We start from the raw sequence: 19,608 nt of genomic DNA, 5'->3' as shown, positions 1-19,608 counted from the left end.
GTTCGATGCGCCATGCCCGATGCCCGGCACCGGCGCTTTTCCCTACACTCGCGAGGTGTCGTCCCAACTGCCCCTCGCCTCTCCCGACCTCGACGCGCTGCGCGCCCTGCTGAAGGCGCGCGCGCTGGATCTGCCCGAGTTGCTCGCCGGTCTGTGGGACGGCCCCTGGCCCGCCTTCGTGCTGGACGCGCGGGGTCAGGTCTTGCTGATCAACGCACGGCTGCAGGACCTGATGGGCGAGGTCTCCCTGAAAGGCCGGCGGCTGTTGCCCAGCGGCAAGGCCCAGGAGCTGCGACTGGTCGACGACCAAGGCCGCGAACACCTCCTGCAAGCCTGGGTGCATCCGCTGGACGGCGGCGACCTGGGCCTGGCGCTGCTGCAGGATCACAGCACCGAACTGGCCGCCCGCGAGCGCGCCGACCGGATGCAATCGGAGATCGACCAGTGGCTGGACCTGTGCCCGCTGCCGGCGCTGATGCATGACGACCAGGGGCTGCTGTTGCGTTTCAACGGCGCGTTCGCTACCTTGTGCCGGCGGCTGAGCCCGCAGATGCCGATCAGCCTGCACGAGTTGCCGCCGGAGTGGCGCACGCTGATCGCCGTGCCGCCGCCGGGCCCGGGCGAGGAATCGCAGCGTGAGGCGCTCGTCGCGCAGGCAGGCGGCGGCCGCCGCTGGATGCGGGTGCGCGCGCGCCGGCTCAGCGGGCCGTGGTCGCGGCCGCGCACGCTGGTGATGCTGGAAGACCGCAGCGCCGAACAGGACCTGGAACTCGCCCAGCAGCAGTTGCAGACGCTGATGGACACCGCCGGCGTGGGCCTGGCCACCTTCCAGCAGGAGGCCGGCTGGTCGCGCCCCGGCACCGGCGCGCCGTCGTCCGCGCCCTCGTCCGATGCCGGCAACGACAACGGCCCGAAACCGGCCCCGGCGCTGCAGGGCGTCAACCGCGACATGGTCGAGCCCGAATCGCGCGCCGAGTACGAGAAGCTCCAGCAGGCGCTGAAGCAGGCCACGCCCACGGTCGCGCGCTACGCGGTCCGCCATCCTGAACACGGGCTGCGCTGGCTGATGACGCGGGTCGAGATCGGCCAGCTCGCCTCCGGCCAACGCACGACGTCGGTGCTGACGGTCGACATCACCGACCACCAGCAGGCGCAGGCGCGCAACGAGCTGCTGCAACAGTCACTGCAATTGCAAACCGAACGCGAGCGCGCGGTGTTGGACTCCGTGCTGGTGGGCATCGTGACGGTGGGCCGGCACGGCATCGAGTGGATGAACCGGTCGGCGCGACGGATGTTCGGCGGCGACCTGGCGGAATTCGCCGGCCAACCGATCAGCAGCGTCGCGACCGAGGCGCCGGACCACCCGTTCCGCCAGACGCAGTACCTGGACGAGCTGCCCGAGGGCCAGGCCGAGACCTTCGAATGCCGCGTGGTCGCGCGCGACGGGCGCGAGTTCTGGGTCGTCGGCAATGCGGTGGTGACCGGCAGCGGGGCGGGTGATGGCGCGGGCGGGTCGCGGCAACTGACCTATGCGCTGCTCGACATCGAGCGCCGCCGGCAGGCCGAGGCGCAGAGCCAGCAGGCGCAGGCCTCGCTGAGCCGCATCATCGAAGCCGCGCCGATCGCCATCAGCCTGCATGACGCGAAGACGCTGCAGGTCCAGCAGATCAACCAGGCCGCGGCGGCGCTGGCCGGTCGGCCGGAGGAGGAACTGCTGGGCGCGAGCCCCGAGGCGCTCTTCGGCACCGAGCAGGCGGAGACGATCCGGGCCGACATGGAGTTCGCGCTCCAGAGCAGCGAGGTGCTGCAGCGCGAGTACCGGTTGAACGTGCGCGGCCAAGCCCGGATCTGGGACGCGCGGCTGCTGCACCTGTCCGGCGTCAACGACGCGAGCGGCGACCTGGAGGCGGAGCAACTGCTGCTGGTCGCCAGCGACGTGACGCAGCAGCGCGCGCAGGAGGCCGCGCGCCTGGAAGCCGCGATCGCGCAGCGCGAGCTGCTGGTGCGAGAGGTCCACCACCGCATCAAGAACAACCTGCAAGGCGTGGCCGGGCTCTTGCAGCAGATCGCGGCGCGGCGGCCGGAGGTGCGCACCGTCATCAACGAGGCGGTCGGCCAGGTGCAGGCGATCGCTCAGGTCTACGGGCTGCAGGTGGGCATGTCCGGGCCGCTGCGGCTGCGCAAGGTGGTCGAGGCGGTGATGGGTTCGGTGCAGCGGATGTTCGGGCGGGAGATCCTGGTCGACATCGGCGGCGGCATGGCGGAGCAGTCGCACCGCTGGGGCCTGCCGGAGGCCGAGGCCATCCCCATCGCGTTGACGCTCAACGAGCTGTTCACCAACGCCCTGAAGCACGGCGGCGACGCGTCGGTGCACTGCGAGCTGCTGTTCGAGCCGGAGCAGGTGCAGCTGCGCATCGTCAACCAGGGGCATTTGCCGCCCGGCTTCGACCTGGCGCAGGTGCGCGGCGGCGTCTCCGGCCTGGGCCTGGTGCGCGCGCTGCTGCCGCGCCGCAGCGCGCTGCTGGACCTCACGCAGGACGGCGACCGCGTCGTCTGCGCGTTGAGCCTGTGGCCGCCGGGGGTGCAGCTGCTGGAGGCGTTGTGAAAAACTCCTTTATTAAGGATTTTTACTGGAAGTAAGATCCTTAATTAAGCCAACAACTTAACATGTCCTTCTTTCGAGGACATCCCTGTGAGAACCGCTGTCAAGCCCTACCCGGACCAGCTCATCGCGCAGTCGGCGGCGCTGGGCGCGCGCGTGCGCGCGGCTCGGACCCGCCGGAACTGGCGGCTGGAGGATCTCGCGGCGCGCGCCGACCTTTCGGTCAAGACCATCATGGCCATCGAGCGCGGCGATCTGGGCACCAGCCTCGGCGCCTACCTGCGCGCGTTGTGGGCCATGGGACTGAATCAAGAGATGGACGTGGTGGCGGATGCAGGTTTGGATCAGACCGGGTTGACGCTCGAACTTGGCGCGCACGGTCGTCGCGTGCGGGTAAGGAAGGCTGTCGACAATGATTTCTAGGACTGCCTTCGTCTGGTGTTTTCTGCCTGGCGACATCGAGCCCACGCTGTGCGGCCGCTTCACGCATGAGCTCACGGCAAACGGACAGGCGCAAGGCACGTTCGTCTACGGACGTCGTTATCTTGAGCGCGATGATGCGCTGCCGATCGACCCGATCGCACTGCCGCTGAGCGGCTCGGCGCAGGTCACCACCGGGCTGCAAGGCTTCTTCGGCGCAATCGCGGATGCATCGCCGGACGATTGGGGCCGCTACGTGATCGACCGTGCCTACGGTCGACAGGATTCCCCGGTCGACTATTTGCTCAAGTCGCAGCAGGACCATGTCGGCCATCTGGCATTCAGCGGCGCCGCGGACCAGCGCCCCGAGTGGCTCGACCCCTGGGATCGATCGTGGCTGCCTGACGCATGCCGCGCCATCGCGGCGCTGGAGTTGCATCGCCCGCTGCCACCCGAGTTGGCTCGGCAGCTGCTGCCCAACACGGGACTGGGTGGCGCTCGCCCGAAGATCACCATCGTCGATGGAGATCGGCAATGGCTAGTGAAGTTCCCCTCCCGTCGCGATGCACCCGATCTTCCGATGGCGCGGGTCGAGGCGGCGGCACTTGATCTCGCCGGCCACTGCGGCATCGACGTCGCCGGGCACGAGGTCGTCTCGGTCGGCGACACCGACGTGCTGCTGGTCCGGCGCTTCGATCGGTCTCCCCGTGCCGGCGGGTGGACCCGAGATGCCTTCCTGAGTGCGCGCACGCTGCTCGCCAACGGCCACGAGGGCGGTGCCCCGCAATACAGCTTCTTCGGCTCGTACCCCCGCCTGGCCCGGGAACTGGGCCGGCTGTCCACCCGCGGCACGACCGACCGCCGCGCGCTCTTCCGCCGCATGGTGTTCAACGCCGTCGTGGGCAACGGCGACGATCACGACCGCAATCACGGGGTGCTCGCCGACGAGGCAAGACCCGACACCTTCCGCCTCTCCCCGGCTTACGACATCGTCCCGGCGCCGCGCCCGCCGAAGGTCCGCCAGCTCGCGCTCGGCGTCGGCGATGTCGGCGCTTGGGCGACACGAGAGAACATGCTGTCCTCGATCGACAGCTTCGATCTGGACGCGACCTCCGCGATCGAGATCATCCGCGACGTTGAGGAGGCTGCCCTCGATCATTGGACCGCGTGCTGTCGTGATCGGGGACTGGACGCGATGACGACAAGCGCGCTCGCCCCTTGTGTTCAGCGCATCCCGGAATCCCATCGCGACGAGCGCACCGGTCGTCCGCCCCACTTGTGACCACCCGCAACCCCGGGAATCCCCCCGGAGGCAATTCGGTGACAATGCCCGATCACCCCTGAGGGATTCATGGCATCGGGAGCAGCGTGGACAGCGTGAGCAGAGATGTTGGCGGAAGCGGCAAGGGCCGCATCCTGGTCGTGGACGACGACCGGCTGGTGCTGGCCACGCTCACGCACGGGCTCGCGCAGGCCGGCTACGAGGTGCTGGACGCCGACAACGGCGACGACGCCATCCTCATCGCCCGCCAGCACCGCCCCGATCTCGCGCTGCTCGACATCCGCATGGAAGGCATGAGCGGCTTCGATGTCGCCGGCTACCTGCGCGACTATCTGCAGCTGCCCTTCATGTTCCTCTCCGCGTTCGCCGACGAGGCGACCGTCGCCAAGGTCAAGGAACTCGGCGCGCTGGCCTACCTGGTCAAGCCGCTCGACATCCACCAGATCGTCCCCGCCGTCGAGGCCGCCTTCGCCAATCGCCCCGCGCGTGCCGGCGCCGCGACGCCGGCCGCGCCTGTGACGGTCGAGCCGGCCTCGTCCCTGCAGGTCGTCGAGGCGATGGCGCTCGGCGTGCTGATGCACCGCTATTCGCTGACGCGCGCGCAGGCGCTGTCGCGGCTGGAGCGGATGGCCGCCGAGCAGAAGATCGACCTCGGGGAACAGGCGCGCCGCCTGGTCGAGGCGGTCGAGCAGTTGGCGCTCGGCAGTTGAGCCGGCCCGGGCTCAGCCCGGCAGCGTGAAGAAGAATCGGGCGCCCTGCCCGACTTCCGATTCGGCCCAGATGTCGCCGCCATGCCGGCGCACGATGCGCCGCGCCGAGGCCAGGCCGACGCCCGTGCCCTGGAAGTCGCTGGCGCTGTGCAGCCGCTGGAACACGCCGAAGAGACGGTCGGCGAAACGCATGTCGAAACCGGCGCCGTTGTCGGCCACGACGAACACCCGCTCGCCCTGCTGCTGCCGCGACTCGAAGCGGATCACCGCCTGGTCGCGCTTGCCGCTGTACTTCCATGCGTTGCCCAGCAGGTTCTCCAGCACCATGCGCAGCAAGGTCGGATCGCCCTGCACGCGCAGCCCGGGCTGCACCTGCGCGTCGATCTGGCGCTGCGGCGACGCGCGGCGCAACTCGTCCATCACCTGCGACGCCAGCAGCGACAGGTCCACCGTCTCGTGCCGCAGCGTCTGCGACGACAGGTGCGACAGCGCCAGCAGCGAGTCGATCATGCTGTGCATCCGCGCCGACGCGCCCAGCACCCGGTCCAGGTGATCGTTGCCGGCGCGATCCAGCAGTCGGCCGTAATCTTCCTTGAGGATGCGGGTGAAGCCCTCCACCACGCGCAGCGGCGCCCGCAGGTCGTGCGACACCGTGTAGCTGAAGGACGCCTGGTCGGCCCGGGCCTGCTCCGCCGCCTGCATCGCCAGCGCGGCCGGCACGGTGTCCGCCGCGCCCTGCGGCCACAGGCTGAGCAAGGTCTGCCCGCCATGCGGCAGCGCCGTCAGGCACAGCCACCACGCGCCACAGGCGCTGCCGGATTGCAGGTCGGGTTGCGCCAGCGCCTCGCGGAGCTCCTCGGGCAGGCGCTCCTCGCAGGCACGCCACAGCTGCCCGCGGGCTTCGGAGCCGCCCATCATCTGGGCGGCCGCGTCGTTGAAATCGATCAACCGGGTCTGCGCGCCCGGCTGGACATCGCTGATCAGCCAGGCCGGACCGGGCAGGGCCTGCAGCCATTCGGTGGAGGCCGGCTCCTGCTCCGTCGACGTCGCGATCAAGGCGACGGCCGGCGTCGAGGCGGGTGCCGCGGCGGAAACCGCCGAGTCGGACGATGACGGGATGCCGGCCTCGACCTCCTCGAGCACGCGCGCCGCCCCAAGATAGCCGGAGAAACGGCCAGCCGCGTCGGTCACCGCCTGCGCGCGCAGTTCCCAGCGCCGTCCCTGCGCATCGCGCACCCGCACGCCGTCGAAGGATTGGCTCAACGCCACGCGACGTTTCAGGTCCGCGCCGGCTTCGAGCGGCTCGAAGCGTTCCCACAGCATCTGCGTCACCGCGCCGTTGATCGATGTGCCGGCCCAGTTGGACGCGGGCGCGCCCTGCGACGCCTGCCAGCGGATCAGGTGGTGATGGGCGTCGGTCTGCCAGAGACAGTCCGGCACCAGCTGCGTCAGCGCCTGGGTCTGCTGACGGGTCTCGCGCAGCAGCTCACCGAATTGCGCCCGCGCCAACCGCACGGCCAGGTGCCAGGTCAGCGCCGCGACGAAGAGCATCAGCGCCGCGCCCGCGAGCACCGAGGTCAGCACCAGCCCGGGGCCGGTGGGGTCCAGGTTGAGCGCCAGCAGGAGCAACAGGACGAGCACCGCCAGGCCCAAGGCCAGCGCGAGTCCCTTCCATGGCCGCCGACGTGCGGCGGCTTCCCCCGACCTGTTCATGCGGGCCATTGTATGTAGGCTGTTCGACGCAACGGCCCTCGCCGTTCCGCCCCCCGTTGCCGGGACACCTCATCCCCCCGGGCCGCCGCGGCGGCTCCCCGACGGGGCGCGGACGCCACAACCGCCCCGGGACTTACCCCGAGGCACCTCTCCAAGAACACCAGAATTGACTGCTTTTTCCCACGATCCCATCCTTGCGGTGAACGACAATGGTCCGCAACTCCGCGTGAAAGCGTTCGCGCGGCGCCATGATCAGAAGATGTCACCAGACCACGTCACGACCATGCCATCCCGCCCGCAGCCCGAACCCGCCGCGCTGGACGAGCAAGCGCTCGCCCGTCTGCGCGAGCTGGATCCGGACGGCGTGAACCATCTGCTGGAACGTGTCGTGGCGGCCTTCCTGAAGTCGCTCGACCAGCAGGAGCTGGTGCTGTCCCAGGGCGTGGACGCGCCGCGCGATCTCAACGCCCTGCGCCATGTCGCTCACACGCTGAAGTCGGCCGCGGCCAGCCTGGGGGCGACCGCCCTGTCGCAGCGCTGCGCCGAGATCGAGGCGCTGGCCCGCTCCGGCCGCGAGGACGGCCTGAAGGCGCTGCTGGAAGGCGCCCTGGACGACATCGCCGCCGCCCGGCTGGCGATGCTGCAACTGGTCAGTCCGTCACGATGAGCCGCGATGTGAAGGAAGGCGAACTGATCGAACGGCCGCGCGTCCTGCTGGTGGACGATGACCCGGTCAACCTGATGCTGATCGAGGCCGCGCTGCAGGAGCACGGCTTCGACGTCACCGCCCTGACCGGCGGCGAAGAAGCGCTGCAACTGGTCGCGCAGTGGACACCCGACCTGATCGTGCTGGACGCGCTGATGCCCGGGCTCGACGGCTTCGCGACCTGCGAGCGGCTGCGCGCGATGCCCGGCTTCGAGAACGCGCCGCTGCTGATGCTGACCGGCCTGGACGACGAGGCCTCCATCAACCGCGCCTACCAGGCCGGCGCCACCGATTTCTTCGTCAAGTCGACGCAATGGCGGCTGCTGGCCGGGCGCCTGCGTTACCTGCTGCGCAGCGCGCGCACCCGCCAGGAGCTGGAGCGCAGCAAGGCCAAGCTGGCCCGCGCGCAAGACCTGGCCCGCATGGGCAGTTTCGAGTGGCAGACCGGCCACGGCTTCAAGCTGGCCAACGAGGCGCTGCGCGTCTTCGGCCGCGGCCCGCTCGATCCGCTGGACTTCATCGGCGTGATGCGCATGGTGCCGCGCGAGGAACGGCTGCTCTTCATGCGCCTGCTGCGCGACGTCGTCGCCCACAACTCGGTGCTGGTGACGGACCTGCCCTTCACGCTGCTGGACGGCCGCAAGCGCGTCATCCACATCGAGGCGGAACCCGAATTCAACGAGCACGGCAACGCCTGCGGCTACACCGGTGTCATCCAGGACGTGACCGACCGCCGCATGGCCGAGGACCGCATCCGCGAGCTCGCCAACTTCGACGCCCTGACCGGCCTGCCCAATCGCCGCCAGTTGATTTGGCGCGCCGAGCGCGCCATCGAGGCCGGCCGCCGGATGGGCCACGAGGTCGGCCTGCTGCTGATCGACCTGGACCGCTTCAAGGTCATCAACGACACGCTCGGCCATGCCGCCGGCGACGACCTGCTGATGGAAGTGGGCCGCCGCCTGCGCTCCTGCGTGCGCCACTCCGATCAGGTGATGGAAGGCATGCTGGAGTCCGTCGGCACGCGCTCGCACCGCACGCTGGAGGCGGTGGGCCGCCTGGGCGGCGACGAGTTCGTCGCGCTGCTGCCCGAGGTCGGCGACGAGGGCGATGCCGAACGCGTCGCCGAGCGCGTGCTGGAGGCGCTGCGCGAGCCGATCTTCATCGCCGGCCAGGAATGCTTCGTGACGGCCTCGGTCGGCATCTCGCTCTATCCGCGCGACGGCCTCACCATGGCCGACCTGCTGCGCAACGCCGACGTGGCGATGTACGCGGTCAAGAACCAGGGCCGCAACGCGTCCGCGCTGTACACGCCGATGCTGGCTGGCCGGGGCCGCGAGAAACTGGAGCTCGAATCCGCGCTGCATAAGGCGATCGAGCGCGACGAGCTGGTGCTGCATTACCAGCCCAAGATCGACGTGCGCACCGCCCGCATGGTCGGCGCCGAGGCGCTGATGCGCTGGCGCCGCGGCAACACGCTGGTGCCGCCCGGCGACTTCATCCCACTGGCCGAGGAAACCGGCCTGATCGTGCCGCTGTCGGAATGGGCGCTGCGCGAGGCCGCGCGTCAGGCCAAGGTCTGGCAACTGAACTTCGGGTTCTCCGAGTCGATCGCGGTCAACCTGCCCAACCGGCTGTTCGAGCGCTCCGACCTGGTCGAGCACATCCACCAGTTCGTCAGCCAATGGGGCGTGCCGCACCGCGCGATCCAGCTGGAGATCACCGAGACCGGCCTGATGAAGGACCTGCAGAGCGTGATTCCGTCGCTGCACCGCCTCAACGAGGTCGGCGTCGAGATCTCGATCGACGACTTCGGCACTGGGTACTCGTCGCTGGCCTATCTGACGACGCTGCCGATCTCCGAGGTGAAGATCGACCGCAGCTTCGTGCGCGACCTGGGCATCACGCCGCAGAGCTCCGCCGTGGTCACCGCCATCATCGCGCTGGCCCGGTCGCTGGGGCTGCAGGTGATCGCCGAGGGCGTCGAGACGCTGCGGCAAATGGAAGTGCTGCGCCGGCTCGATTGCAGCCTGATGCAGGGTTTCCTGTTCAGCAAGCCGCTGCCGCCGGACGACCTGGAGCGCTGGCTCGCGCAGACGGTGCTGCCGCGCAAGGCGCCCTGGATCCTGCCCGCCTCCGAGGTCGGCGAGGACATCCCGCCGCGCTGAGCCGCGCGACGGTCCAGGCCCGCCACCGAATTCCCCTCCCTTCACGTCTTACCGAGCCCGACCGATGCCGCAGCAGCCCCCCGCTCTCCTGGCCAAGGCGGCCTTGCGCCGACTGGCGCTGGACAAGCTGGAACCAACCCCCGAGAACTACGCCCGCGCCTACGCGCAGGAAGCCGGCGAGCCCGCGCGCGACAACGGCGCGATGCCGGAGCGCGCGCAGGCCTCGATGGCGCGCCTGCTCGGCCTGGCGGTGCCGGACGCGCAGCAGCGCCAGGGCCTGGCGACGCAGATGCGCGACGGCCGCTGGGACGAGTTGCAGCGCGCGCTGGAAGCGCTGCAGCAGACGCACGGGCCCGGCGCCCAGGCGGAGCAACTGGCGCAGTTGATCGAACGCCTGATGCGCGGCCTGGAACGCGGCGGCCGGCAGTGGACGCTGGCGCGCAAGAAAGACGGCGTGCTACGCGTGCTGTCCAGCAACCGCAGCGACCCGCAGCGCCTGACGCTGCGCCTGAGGCAACTGGTGGGCAGTTGGGACGGCGACACCAGCGATGTGCGCGTAGAGACGCAACCGGCGCCGCTCGACGACGGTCTGGGGAACGGCCCGGGGGATGCCGCGCGCGACGCCGCCGATCAGGACGACGACGAGGACGACCGCGCCGGAACGCCCAGCCAGTTCTTCAACGACGAGGAAGCGGCCCAGGCGCCGGCCGAAGTCGCCGCCAGCATCGCCGGCGCGGCATCGGGCGCGCGCTACGGCGGGCTGGACACGCTGATCGGCTCGAACGGACCAGGCGCGCAGTCCTGGCCCGAGGTCGCCACCCACCTCAACGGCACGGTGCGCCATGCGCTGGCCTCCGACGATGTCCGCGCGCAGGAGCTGATCACGGAGCTGGCGCAGGCGCACGCCGAGATCGTCCGAGACGGTGCTACGCCCGAGCGCGCCGCCCAGATGGACGCGCTGTGCATCCGCGCGCGCCGCTGGCTGGACCACCGCGGCCACGCGTTCACCGAGCTGGGCAAGCTCTGCGCCGAGCTGACCGGCAGCCTGGCCGATCTGGCCGAGGACGACTCCTGGGCGCAGGGCCAGTGCGAGGCGATGGGCCAGACGCTGGCGCAGGGCCTGACGGCGCGCAGCGTGCGCTCGGTCAGCGAGTTGCTGCACAGCACCCGCGAGCGCCAGCACAGCTTGCGCGCGGAACGCGGCCGTGCCCGCGACGCGCTCAAGGGCCTGATCAATCGGATGTTGCAGGAGCTGGGCGAGCTCGGCCAGCACACCGACCGCTTCAGCGACAGCGTCGGCAAGTACGCCGAGGTCATCGAGCAGGCCGACACGCTGGAGAGCCTGGCCGGTGTCGTGCGCGAGATGGTCGAGGAAAGCCGCAGCGTGCAGTCGCTGGTTCAGCGCACGCAGGGCCGCCTGCGCGACGAGCACGACCGCGCCAGCCAGTTGGCTGAACGCGTCGAGCAGTTGGAGGGCGAGTTGCGCAAGCTGTCCAGCGAGGTGCAGACCGATCAGCTGACGCAGATCGCCAACCGGCGCGGCCTGATCTCGACCTTCGAGACCGAGCGCGCCAAGCTGGAGCGCGACCCCAAGCCGCTGGCGCTGGCGCTGCTCGACATCGACAACTTCAAGAAGCTGAACGACAACCTCGGCCATGCGGCCGGCGACGAGGCATTGAAGTCGCTCGCCGCGCGTGTCTCGGGGCTGCTGCGGCCGGGCGACAAGGTCGGCCGCTGGGGTGGCGAGGAGTTCGTGCTGATCCTGCCGGAAGCTCCGCTGGAAGAGGCGCAGGCGGTGCTGCTGCGCCTGCAGCGCTCGCTCTCGGCCAGCCTGTTCATGCACGAGGGGCGCGACGTGTTCGTCACGTTCTCGGCGGGGGTGACGCTGTTCCGCCTTGGCGAAACGATGGAGCAGGCGCTGGACCGCGCCGACGAGGCACTTTACGAGGCCAAGCGGACCGGCAAGAACCGGGCGTGCGTGGCCTGAGGTCAACAGGCCCCGGACGTCCGGACCGCCCTCACCCCTTCACCATCGGCATCGCCGGCGGGTCCGCCTCGCCCGGCCGCGCCCCTCACGTCAGGTCTCAGGTCTCAGGTCTCAGGTCTCAGGTCTTGGCCCGCAGCGTCAGGCTCAGGTTCAGGCCTTGATGCACTTGCGCACCGTGTCGACGGTGCGCGTGGTGATGGCCTTGCCGAAGGTCTTCTCCAGCTTCGCCATGAACAGCGGGCCGCTGTCGTTGGGCACGTAGTAGCTGAGCACCTCCACGCCGTCGAGCTTGACGATCGCGGCGCCATCGCCCTCGATGGGCAGGGTCACCGGCTGCTCGTGCGGACGCTTCAGGAAGGTGATGAGCCGCTTCGCGTTGTCAGGCGGCGAAAACACCTCGAACGGCTCGGCGTCGACGATCGCCCGCAGGTGCTCGACCGGGCGCACGGTGGTGCCGAAGCTCTTGCCGAGCGTGTCGGTCATCGCCTGCTCGGCCAGGCGCTCCAGCTCGTCGACCGGCGCGCCGGGGTGGTCGAAGACCACATTGCCGCTGGAGATCACCGTCTTCACCTTCGTGAAGCCGGCTGCCTCGAAGGCACGGATCAGGTCCGGCATCTTGGCGTTCATCGGGCTGACGCCGCGCAGGAAGGCAACGTAGCGGTGTGTGCTGGTCATGTCGACGGGGCCCGTGGCCGGCAATGGGATGGCGGCGATTCTGCAGGAAACTTCCGGCCCGGACTTGGCGTCATCAAGGCGCGCCCAGGAACACATACACCGCGCTGTCCTTCGCGCTCGCCCGGCCGTAGCCGATGTAGAGCGGCCCGATCGGCGTGTCCACGGCGAAGTACATCGCGTTGCTGCGCAGCGTGCCGGTCCGCGGCGTGAGCGCCGCCGGGTCGAGGATGCGGCCGACCTCGATCGAGGCGCCAACGTGGATGCCGTCGAGCAGCCCCGGCGAGGTCACGCGGTAGCTGTAGACCAACCGTCCCATGCGCATGCCGGTGCCCACGAACTGCCCCGTCCGGTAGCCCGACAGGCGCAGGAAGCCGCCGAGCTGTTCCAGCTCGTAGTCCGGCAAGGTGCCGCTGCCCAGCCCGTGACTGCCGAAGTACGCGGCGCGCAGCGAGTGCGGGCCCCACGACATCGCACCGCGCAACGCCAGGTCCAGCTTGCTGTACGTGTCCGCCGCGCCCAGCGCGGTGTGCGATCGATACAGCCGCAGGTCCACCGCGTAGCCCTGCCGCGGGAACCGCAGACTGTCCAGCGTGTCCAGTTGCAGGCGTGTCTCGACGCCGCCGATGTCGGTCGTCGGCACCAGGTCGCGGCCGGGGATCAGGCCGGTATCGGTGCCCAGCCGGAGGGTGCCGCGGCGAAGGCCGATGCGGAACTCGCCGGTGTTGCGCAGCGCGACACCGGCGTCCAGGCGCAACTCTTCGCTCTCCTTGCGGTAGCGGGCGATGCGCAGTCTGTCGTCATAGAGATCGAAGGGCTCCCGCGATACCTGCGCGCTGGCGGAGGCAAACAGCGTCTGGCTCGGCACCAACGGCTGGTACCACTCGGTGCTCAGCCGGTCGGTGTGGCCCAGTTGCAAGTCGTTGCGCCACTCCGCGCCGAGCGAGTTGAGCCAGGTCGCCCGGTGCCCCACGCGCAGGTCGAAGTAGGAACTGCCCGCCAGGTCCGTCGATAGCCCCAGGCCGAAACGCAGGTACTGCGGCCCCCAGCTCTTCTCGTTGAGCGACACCGACAGTACCCGCCGGCCATCCGGCATGTCGCTGTAGGCGTAACCGACGCGCTCGAAATCGCCGCGCGCGAACAGGCGTTTGATGTCCGCGTCGGCCGTGGTGGCGTCGAAGTCGGTTCCGACCCTGCTGTCCATGCCGGCGCGCACCGTCGCCTCGTTGACGCGGTTCAGCCCGTCGATCTCGATCGCGTCGATGCGCCCCGCCGCGACGCGATCGGTGAGGCGCCGCTGTTCGAGCGCGGCGTAAGTGCCCTCATCGACGGACAAGCCGCGCAGACGCGGCGCCAGACGTCGGGTCGCCGCCTCGCCGGCCACCGACGCGTCCAGCAGATGGTCGAAGTCGGTCAGCGCGATACCGCTCACCTCGGGCGTGATCAGCACGTCGGACTCGCGCAGTTCCGTCAGCGACTGCGCGACATTCTTCGCGGTGAGGATGCGCACCATCTGCTCCGACACCGACAGCAGCGACGTCAGCCCTTCGCGCGTCTGCAGCGGCGTGCCGATGTTGACGGCAATGACCACGTCCGCGCCCATCGCGCGCACAACGTCCACCGGCAGGTTGCGGCTCACGCCGCCGTCGACCAGCAGCCGGCCGTCGATCTCGACGGGATTCACCAGCGCGGGCAGCGCCATGCTGGCGCGGATCGCCAGCCCGAGGTCGCCGTGGTCGAGCACGACCATTTCGGCGGTGGTCAGGTCGGTGGCCACCGCGCGGAACGGGATCGGCAACTCGTCGAATGAACGCGAACGCTGCCGCACGGTGAAGCGCCGCAGCACGGCTTCCAGCGACACCCCCGCCACCGCGCCCTTGGGCAGCGCGAGCCGGCCGCGGTCGTTGATGCCGATCTCGGGACCGATGTAATTGATGGCGTCGTCGCCCTTGCGGCGCATGGGCAAATCTTGCCGGTCGACGTCGCGCAGCAGCAGCGCCGTGGTCAGCGGGCGCAGCTGCTCTTCGAGCTCTTCCAGCGACATGCCGCTCGCGTACGCCGCGCCGGCGATCGAGCCGGCGCTGGTGCCGACGATGAAGTCCACCGGCACGCGCAGGTCCCGCAGCACCTTCAGCACGCCCAGGTGGGCGCCCCCCTTGGCACCGCCTCCGGACAGCACCAGGCCGATCTTCGGGCGGCGCCCGTCGGGCAGCCGCGGTGGCGGGACCAGTTCGTCATCGGCGCGTGACGCCGCAGGCACGAGCAGCGCGAAGACAGCCAGCGCCACGACCAACCCGGCCATCACATGGTGCGTGATGCCCGCGCCATGAGCATGCCCCCAACATCCCCGCGCCGCCTCCGTCATGCCGCTCCTTTTCGATCGTCCACTCGACCGGACCAGGGCTGACCAGGGCCCGGGCAGGACGACGATACCTTGGGCGCCACCCTCGGATACGCGCAAGTGCCCGCGGGGCCGCCATGCTCAGAGCGTGAAGATGCCCTCCGCCGTCTGGACCCGAATGAGGTCGGCCGCGTGCACGTTCCATAGCTCGATCCGGTAGGTCAGCGCGCGATCCCCGGCCTCATGCAGGAACAGCGCCAGCCCCTCCGTGGGCGGATACTCAAACTTGGTCACGTAGTCGGAGATCGTTTTGCCCGGGGCCACGGTCAGGATCTCGCGCAGGTCCAGGATGTCGCCTTCGGCCCCCGAGTAGTTGGTGACGGCGCCTCTCGCGGTCCCGCTGATGGTTTTCGCAGGAAAGACAAAATGATCGGCGCCGGTCGTCCCGCTCATCAGAAAGTTCTGGACATCCGTCTGACTGACGAGTGTTGGGCGTTGCGCGTCGGCGACCGCATCGGATGTCCCCAGCCAGCGGAGCATGCCCCAGTCACTGAGGTTGCCGGCCAGATCGGTCTGCCGCACACGGAAGTCCATCCGCCCCGCCCCAGGCGCCTTGGTTTCGAACTGCAAGTCAGTGCCCGTGGCCTCGAAGCTCGCCATATCGACATTTCCATACCCGCTCCAGGTGGCGCCATGCTCGATGCCCGTCACCAGAATCGTCGAATCGGCGGTGACGTTGTCTATCGCACTGCCACCGGTGTCGTGCTTGAGTCGCAGACGCGGCGCATCCGCCTCGCGGTCCAGGTCCACCCACAGGGACTGCTTCTCGCTGAAGTTCCCGGCGAGGTCCCGCTGCATCACGTCGATGCGCTTGCGCCCGTCCTGGCCCAGCGCGGAAGAAGCGATGCGCATCGTGCTGTCGCCATCGAACCATTGGCCTTCGTCGATGCTGTACCACCAGCGCGCGTTCGCCTCGACCCCGCTGACCCGCATCGTCCCGTCCTGGGTGATGCCGTCGTGCGCGCTGGCCCCCGTGTCGTTCACGAGCTCGATGCCGAGCCTGGCGGGCCGCGTTCCGTCCATCGTGAAGTTGAAGCTCGACGTCGTCATGTTGCCGGCGCCGTCGTACTGCCGCACGACCACGGTCCGCTCGCCGTCGGGCGGGCGGATCTGCGCGTCGGTCATCGTGCCGACGCCGATGCCTGCATGTCCGGAATCGAACTCGTAGGTCCAGTACGCCCCCTTCTCGACGTCCACCTGAAGCTGGGCGAAGTTGGTCAGCTTGTCGGACGAGCTCTCGCCGTGGTCCCCGACGAGCGAGATGCGGGGCGCATCGCCGGCCTGCTTCGCCAGGACGAAATTCAGCGTCTGCGTCTCGCCGATGTTGCCGGCGACGTCGGTCTGGCGGACGTGCACGACCTTCGCGCCGTCGTTCTCGCCGAAGACCTTGGCATCGATCGTTTCGCCATGTCCTTCGACCCAGTGTGCGCCGTCCAGGCTGTATTGCCAGGTCGCGCCGGACTCAATGCCCGTGACGATGACCGTGGCCATCCGGGTGATACGGTCCGTGAGCGACCGCCCGTCCGGGTCCACCGCCTCCGGCGCTCCGGTGTCGTCGAGCAATGCCACGGTCAATGGCGCGGCGATCGTGTCTCGCGTGAACTCGAGTCGAGCGACGGGGCTGTCGTGTCCGGCGGCATCGGTCTGCACCACCGACACCGCCCATCGTCCGTCCGCGGCGAACAGGCCGGCGGGAATCATGTCGCCCACGCCCGCGGACCAATGGGCGCCGCCGTCGAGTGAATAGCGCCAGTTGGCCCCGCGCTCGATGCCCGACACCCGCACGGATGCGTCGTACGTCACGCCGTCGGAGCCGCTGATGCCCGAGTCGTGCATCAAGGTCACCACCGGTGCCTCGGGCGGCGTGGTGTCGAGGATGAAGGTGGCGATGGCCGATGGGCTGGCCAAGCCGGTCAGGGTCTGCCGCGCCTCGATCACCTTGGGGCCGTCCGGCCCGAGCGCCGACGCGGGGATCACGCCGTCGGCAGCGCCGCCGCGCCAGGCCGAATCGCCGCCGAGCCGGTACTGCCAGACGGCGCCAACAACGAGATCGCCGATCTCCACGGCACCATCGCGGTGGACGATGATCTTCGGCGGCGGCGGGCGAACGGGCGCGGGGTCATGCGGCTTGTCGCCGGGCATCTCCACCGGCGGCTTTTCGTCGGGCTTGCCCACCGGCGGTTGCTCGTCGGGCTTGTCGACGGGAGGCTTCTCCTCGGGCTTGTCGGCCGGGGGCTTCTCGAGCGGTGGCTTTTCGTCGGGCTTACCCACCGGCGGTTGCTCGTCAGGCTTGTCGACGGGAGGCTTCTCTTCGGGCTTGCCGACCGGGGGCTTCTCGACCGGTGGCTTTTCGTCGGGCTTGCCCACCGGCGGTTGCTCGTCGGGCTTGTCGGCGGGAGGCTTCTCCTCGGGCTTCTCCGACGGGGGCTTCTCTTCCGGTTTCGCTTGTGCGGCAGCGCCCGACCCACCGCCACCCGACGCGGCACCGGCGACGCCCAGCGCCATCAGCGCGGCACCACCGACGTAGGTCCATGTGCTGGGGGTGGCCGAACCGGCCGCGACGCCATTCTTCGCACCGCCGCTCGCCTCCAGTGCGGGCAAGGACTCTGCCGGGATAGCCGGCGAGATCGGCAGCGCATCGCCATCGGCAGGCTCCGCTGGGGACGAGACGTCGGCGTCTGATTCGACGGCGACGTCTCCCTGGACCGCCTCACCATCGAAATCGTCCACCCCCACGCCGGGCTCGCTAGGTGATCCGGGGACACCGCGCCCCGGACGACGGGCCGACGGCGTGTCGAGGACACGACCCGGCACCGGTGCGGACGACCGGCTGTGATGCTTGGACATGACGAACCCTTCTTGAATCGCTGGAATGAATGAGTCAGTCTCGCCCGCAGGCTCTGGGTCTTCGATAGCCCATGCGTGCCGAGTCGACAGGCATCTTTCACCCGAAGGGGTCACGGGATGGGCGAAAGGATTGGAAGATGATGCCCGTCACAAACGCGGGCCCGTTGTCCGTTCGGCAACACGTGCTTCGGAATGCGCCTCAGGCGCCGCCTGTTCGGCAACGTCCGACGCGATCCATCAACCCTGCATCACCACCGTGATCGCATAGAGCCCCACGCCGATCACTCCGCCCACGAGCGTGCCGTTCAACCGGATGAACTGCAGGTCGCGCCCGACGCTGAGCTCGATCTGCCGTACGAGGCTGGGATCGTCCCAGGACTTGACCGTCGACGCGATGTGCTGCGTGACACCCTCGCGCATGCCGTCGACCATGCGGGTGGCGGCGGACATGACGTGCTCGTTGATCGCCTGCACGAGACCGGGATCGCGGCTGAGCCGGTCGCCCAATGCGCCCAGCGACTGGTCCAGGTGCCGCATCAGCACCGAATCGTCGCGATGCAGGTCGGTCTCCAGGGTCGCGCGGACCTCGGTCCAGACACCGTTCAGGTAGGCGCGGACGTCATCGCTCTGGACGATGCGGTCCTTCATCGCGTTGACGTCGCGGGCGAAGTCGGGGTCCTCGCGCAGGCGCCCGACGAACTCCTCGATCCAGGTGTCGAACTGGCGCCGCACCGAATGATCGGGCTGCGAGAGCGCGGTCTGGACCTCCTCGACCAACTGCAACGCAAGCTTGTCGGACAGGCTATCCGCCATCTTGTCGACGTTGGCGATGGTGTCGACCAGCGACGTGGCCTTGGGCCACTGGGCACGCGCGAACTTCACCAGCCGCGCGGCGACGAGCGTGCGCACCTCCGGCGTGGCGAGGTAGTCGCGCAGCTTGGACAAGGCGCCGTCCAGCACATCCTGATGCCGACCCGCCTTGGTCAGCACATCCAGCACGGAAGCGGCGGTGGTGGTGGCGTTCCAGGACAACGCGCGGGCGATGAGGAACTCGCCCAGGGCCCGGCGCACGACCTGCTCGTTGAGCAGCGACAGCGCCTCGACCGCCATGGCGCGCACCGAGCCGGTGATCTGCGCGAGGTTGCGCGGCTCGCGCAGCCATCGGCCCAGGCGCTCCGCGGGGTTGAGAACCTGCAACTTCAGGAGCAGGACGTCGGGGTGGAGGAAGTTGTCGCGGACGAATCCGGCCAGGCTGTCGGCGATGCGGCGCTTGCCCTGCGGGATGAGGGCCGTGTGCGGGATCGGGATGCCGAGCGGGTGACGGAACAGCGCGACCACGGCGAACCAGTCGGCCAGGCCACCGATGGCGGCCGCCTCGCAGAACGCCTTGAGCCAAGCCCACGGCCCTCGTGCGCCCATCGCGAGGCTCAGCGCCAGCCCCGCCAGCGACAGCAGCAGGCAGGCCAGCGCCACCAGCTTCATGCGGCGGAGATCGGCGGCGCGGGGATCGAGGGGGTCGGCGTTCTTGAGCACGGGCATCGGCGGCGGGCGGGCAGGTTCGGTGCCTGGGGCGGAACCCGCGGAGCGGTGCGACAGGTGCCGGTTTTATCACCGCGCGACGTGGAACGGGCTCAGTCGCGGCCCTTGTAGAAACGATGGTGCTCGTCCAGGAACACGACATAGAACGTGTTCGCGCAGAAGCGTCCCCCCTGCGGATGCTCGACGCCGTCGAGGTCCCGCGGCACGACGAAGCCGCACAGGCGCCCGGCCCAATCGAGCCGAAAGCGTCCCCACTGCGCCTGATGGGGCACGTGCTTCGGTGGGATGAAATCGGAATGGGGCGGAAACCCGCCATAGATGGAAAGCACCCGTCCGCTCTTGCCGATCGATTGCTGCTTCCAGTGATCGAGCGTCTGCTTGCCGAAGTGCGCGAGCTTGTCGAGCAGGCCGGCCAGCTTGTCGTGCGACCAATCGGAGAAACGCTGGCCCGCAGGGTCGTGGCAGAAATACGAGAAGTTGAACTTGCAGCGCGCCGCGTGGTCGCTGCCGGGCGCCTCCAGGCTGGCCACCGGAAAGCCCGCCAGGAAGCGCTGCTTGCCCGAA

13 protein-coding genes are annotated in these 19,608 nt (G+C 69.5%); 7 read left to right on the top strand and 6 right to left on the bottom strand.

The genetic code is table 11. From position 1 onward, the window contains the following. The first annotated feature begins 55 nt into the window (after positions 1–55). The 4 genes from CDN99_RS09095 (at position 56) to CDN99_RS09080 (ending at position 5,014) form a co-directional block, all read left to right on the top strand. Entirely contained in the window at positions 56–2,605 is a 2,550-nt protein-coding gene (locus tag CDN99_RS09095) for a sensor histidine kinase (protein ID WP_158218795.1), read from the top strand. 87 nt (positions 2,606–2,692) lie between these two features. Further along, positions 2,693–3,025 carry a helix-turn-helix domain-containing protein gene (locus tag CDN99_RS09090; RefSeq protein ID WP_158218794.1) on the top strand — a complete coding sequence of 111 codons (333 nt, stop codon included), beginning with the start codon at positions 2,693–2,695 and terminating at the stop codon, positions 3,023–3,025. Further along, entirely contained in the window at positions 3,015–4,304 is a 1,290-nt protein-coding gene (locus tag CDN99_RS09085; RefSeq protein ID WP_088384544.1) for a type II toxin-antitoxin system HipA family toxin, read from the top strand. The genes CDN99_RS09090 and CDN99_RS09085 overlap by 11 nt, the downstream gene beginning before the upstream one ends. 95 nt (positions 4,305–4,399) lie before the next feature. Beyond that, positions 4,400–5,014: a response regulator gene (locus tag CDN99_RS09080; RefSeq protein ID WP_238139436.1), complete on the top strand. Its 615-nt coding sequence runs from the start codon at positions 4,400–4,402 to the stop codon at positions 5,012–5,014. A 12-nt stretch (positions 5,015–5,026) separates the two neighbouring features. On the opposite strand, the gene CDN99_RS09075 is transcribed toward CDN99_RS09080, so the two are convergent. After that, on the bottom strand, positions 5,027–6,727 hold the full coding sequence (locus CDN99_RS09075; protein WP_141100712.1) for a sensor histidine kinase: 1,701 nt from the start codon (positions 6,725–6,727) through the stop codon (positions 5,027–5,029). A 259-nt stretch (positions 6,728–6,986) separates the two neighbouring features. Here CDN99_RS09075 and CDN99_RS28625 point away from each other — a divergent pair, with 259 nt between their 5' ends. From CDN99_RS28625 to CDN99_RS09060, 3 genes are all read left to right on the top strand, one after another. Then, positions 6,987–7,394 (top strand): Hpt domain-containing protein, encoded by a 408-nt coding sequence (locus CDN99_RS28625; protein ID WP_158218793.1) that lies wholly within the window; start codon positions 6,987–6,989, stop codon positions 7,392–7,394. Continuing rightward, positions 7,391–9,598, top strand: coding sequence for a putative bifunctional diguanylate cyclase/phosphodiesterase (locus tag CDN99_RS09065; RefSeq protein WP_088384541.1), 2,208 nt, complete (start codon positions 7,391–7,393; stop codon positions 9,596–9,598). The genes CDN99_RS28625 and CDN99_RS09065 overlap by 4 nt, the downstream gene beginning before the upstream one ends. 64 nt (positions 9,599–9,662) lie before the next feature. Then, the gene (locus CDN99_RS09060) at positions 9,663–11,585 is read left to right on the top strand and encodes a GGDEF domain-containing protein (RefSeq protein WP_238139435.1); all 1,923 of its coding nucleotides are present in this window, start codon (positions 9,663–9,665) and stop codon (positions 11,583–11,585) included. Positions 11,586–11,735: 150 nt separating this feature from the next. Here the strand turns inward: CDN99_RS09060 and CDN99_RS09055 are convergent, their stop codons facing one another. The 5 genes from CDN99_RS09055 to CDN99_RS09035 form a co-directional block, all read right to left on the bottom strand. Then, positions 11,736–12,260 (bottom strand): DUF1697 domain-containing protein, encoded by a 525-nt coding sequence (locus tag CDN99_RS09055; protein WP_088384824.1) that lies wholly within the window; start codon positions 12,258–12,260, stop codon positions 11,736–11,738. A 73-nt stretch (positions 12,261–12,333) separates the two neighbouring features. Next, entirely contained in the window at positions 12,334–14,559 is a 2,226-nt protein-coding gene (locus CDN99_RS09050; RefSeq protein WP_158218792.1) for a patatin-like phospholipase family protein, read from the bottom strand. Between the two features lie 180 nt (positions 14,560–14,739). Beyond that, positions 14,740–17,505 carry an Ig-like domain-containing protein gene (locus tag CDN99_RS09045; RefSeq protein ID WP_141100711.1) on the bottom strand — a complete coding sequence of 922 codons (2,766 nt, stop codon included), beginning with the start codon at positions 17,503–17,505 and terminating at the stop codon, positions 14,740–14,742. 237 nt (positions 17,506–17,742) lie between these two features. Then, positions 17,743–19,038 carry a DUF445 domain-containing protein gene (locus tag CDN99_RS09040; RefSeq protein ID WP_238139434.1) on the bottom strand — a complete coding sequence of 432 codons (1,296 nt, stop codon included), beginning with the start codon at positions 19,036–19,038 and terminating at the stop codon, positions 17,743–17,745. 98 nt (positions 19,039–19,136) lie between these two features. Beyond that, positions 19,137–19,574, bottom strand: a complete 438-nt coding sequence (locus tag CDN99_RS09035) for a hypothetical protein (protein ID WP_141100710.1) — start codon at positions 19,572–19,574, stop codon at positions 19,137–19,139. Between the last annotated feature and the right edge of the window lie 34 nt (positions 19,575–19,608).

This window comes from Roseateles aquatilis (genome assembly GCF_002205645.1).
GTDB lineage: Bacteria > Pseudomonadota > Gammaproteobacteria > Burkholderiales > Burkholderiaceae_C > Roseateles > Roseateles aquatilis.
The sequence above is the reverse complement of the archived record's forward strand: the minus strand, read 5'-3'. Positions and strand labels throughout refer to the sequence as shown.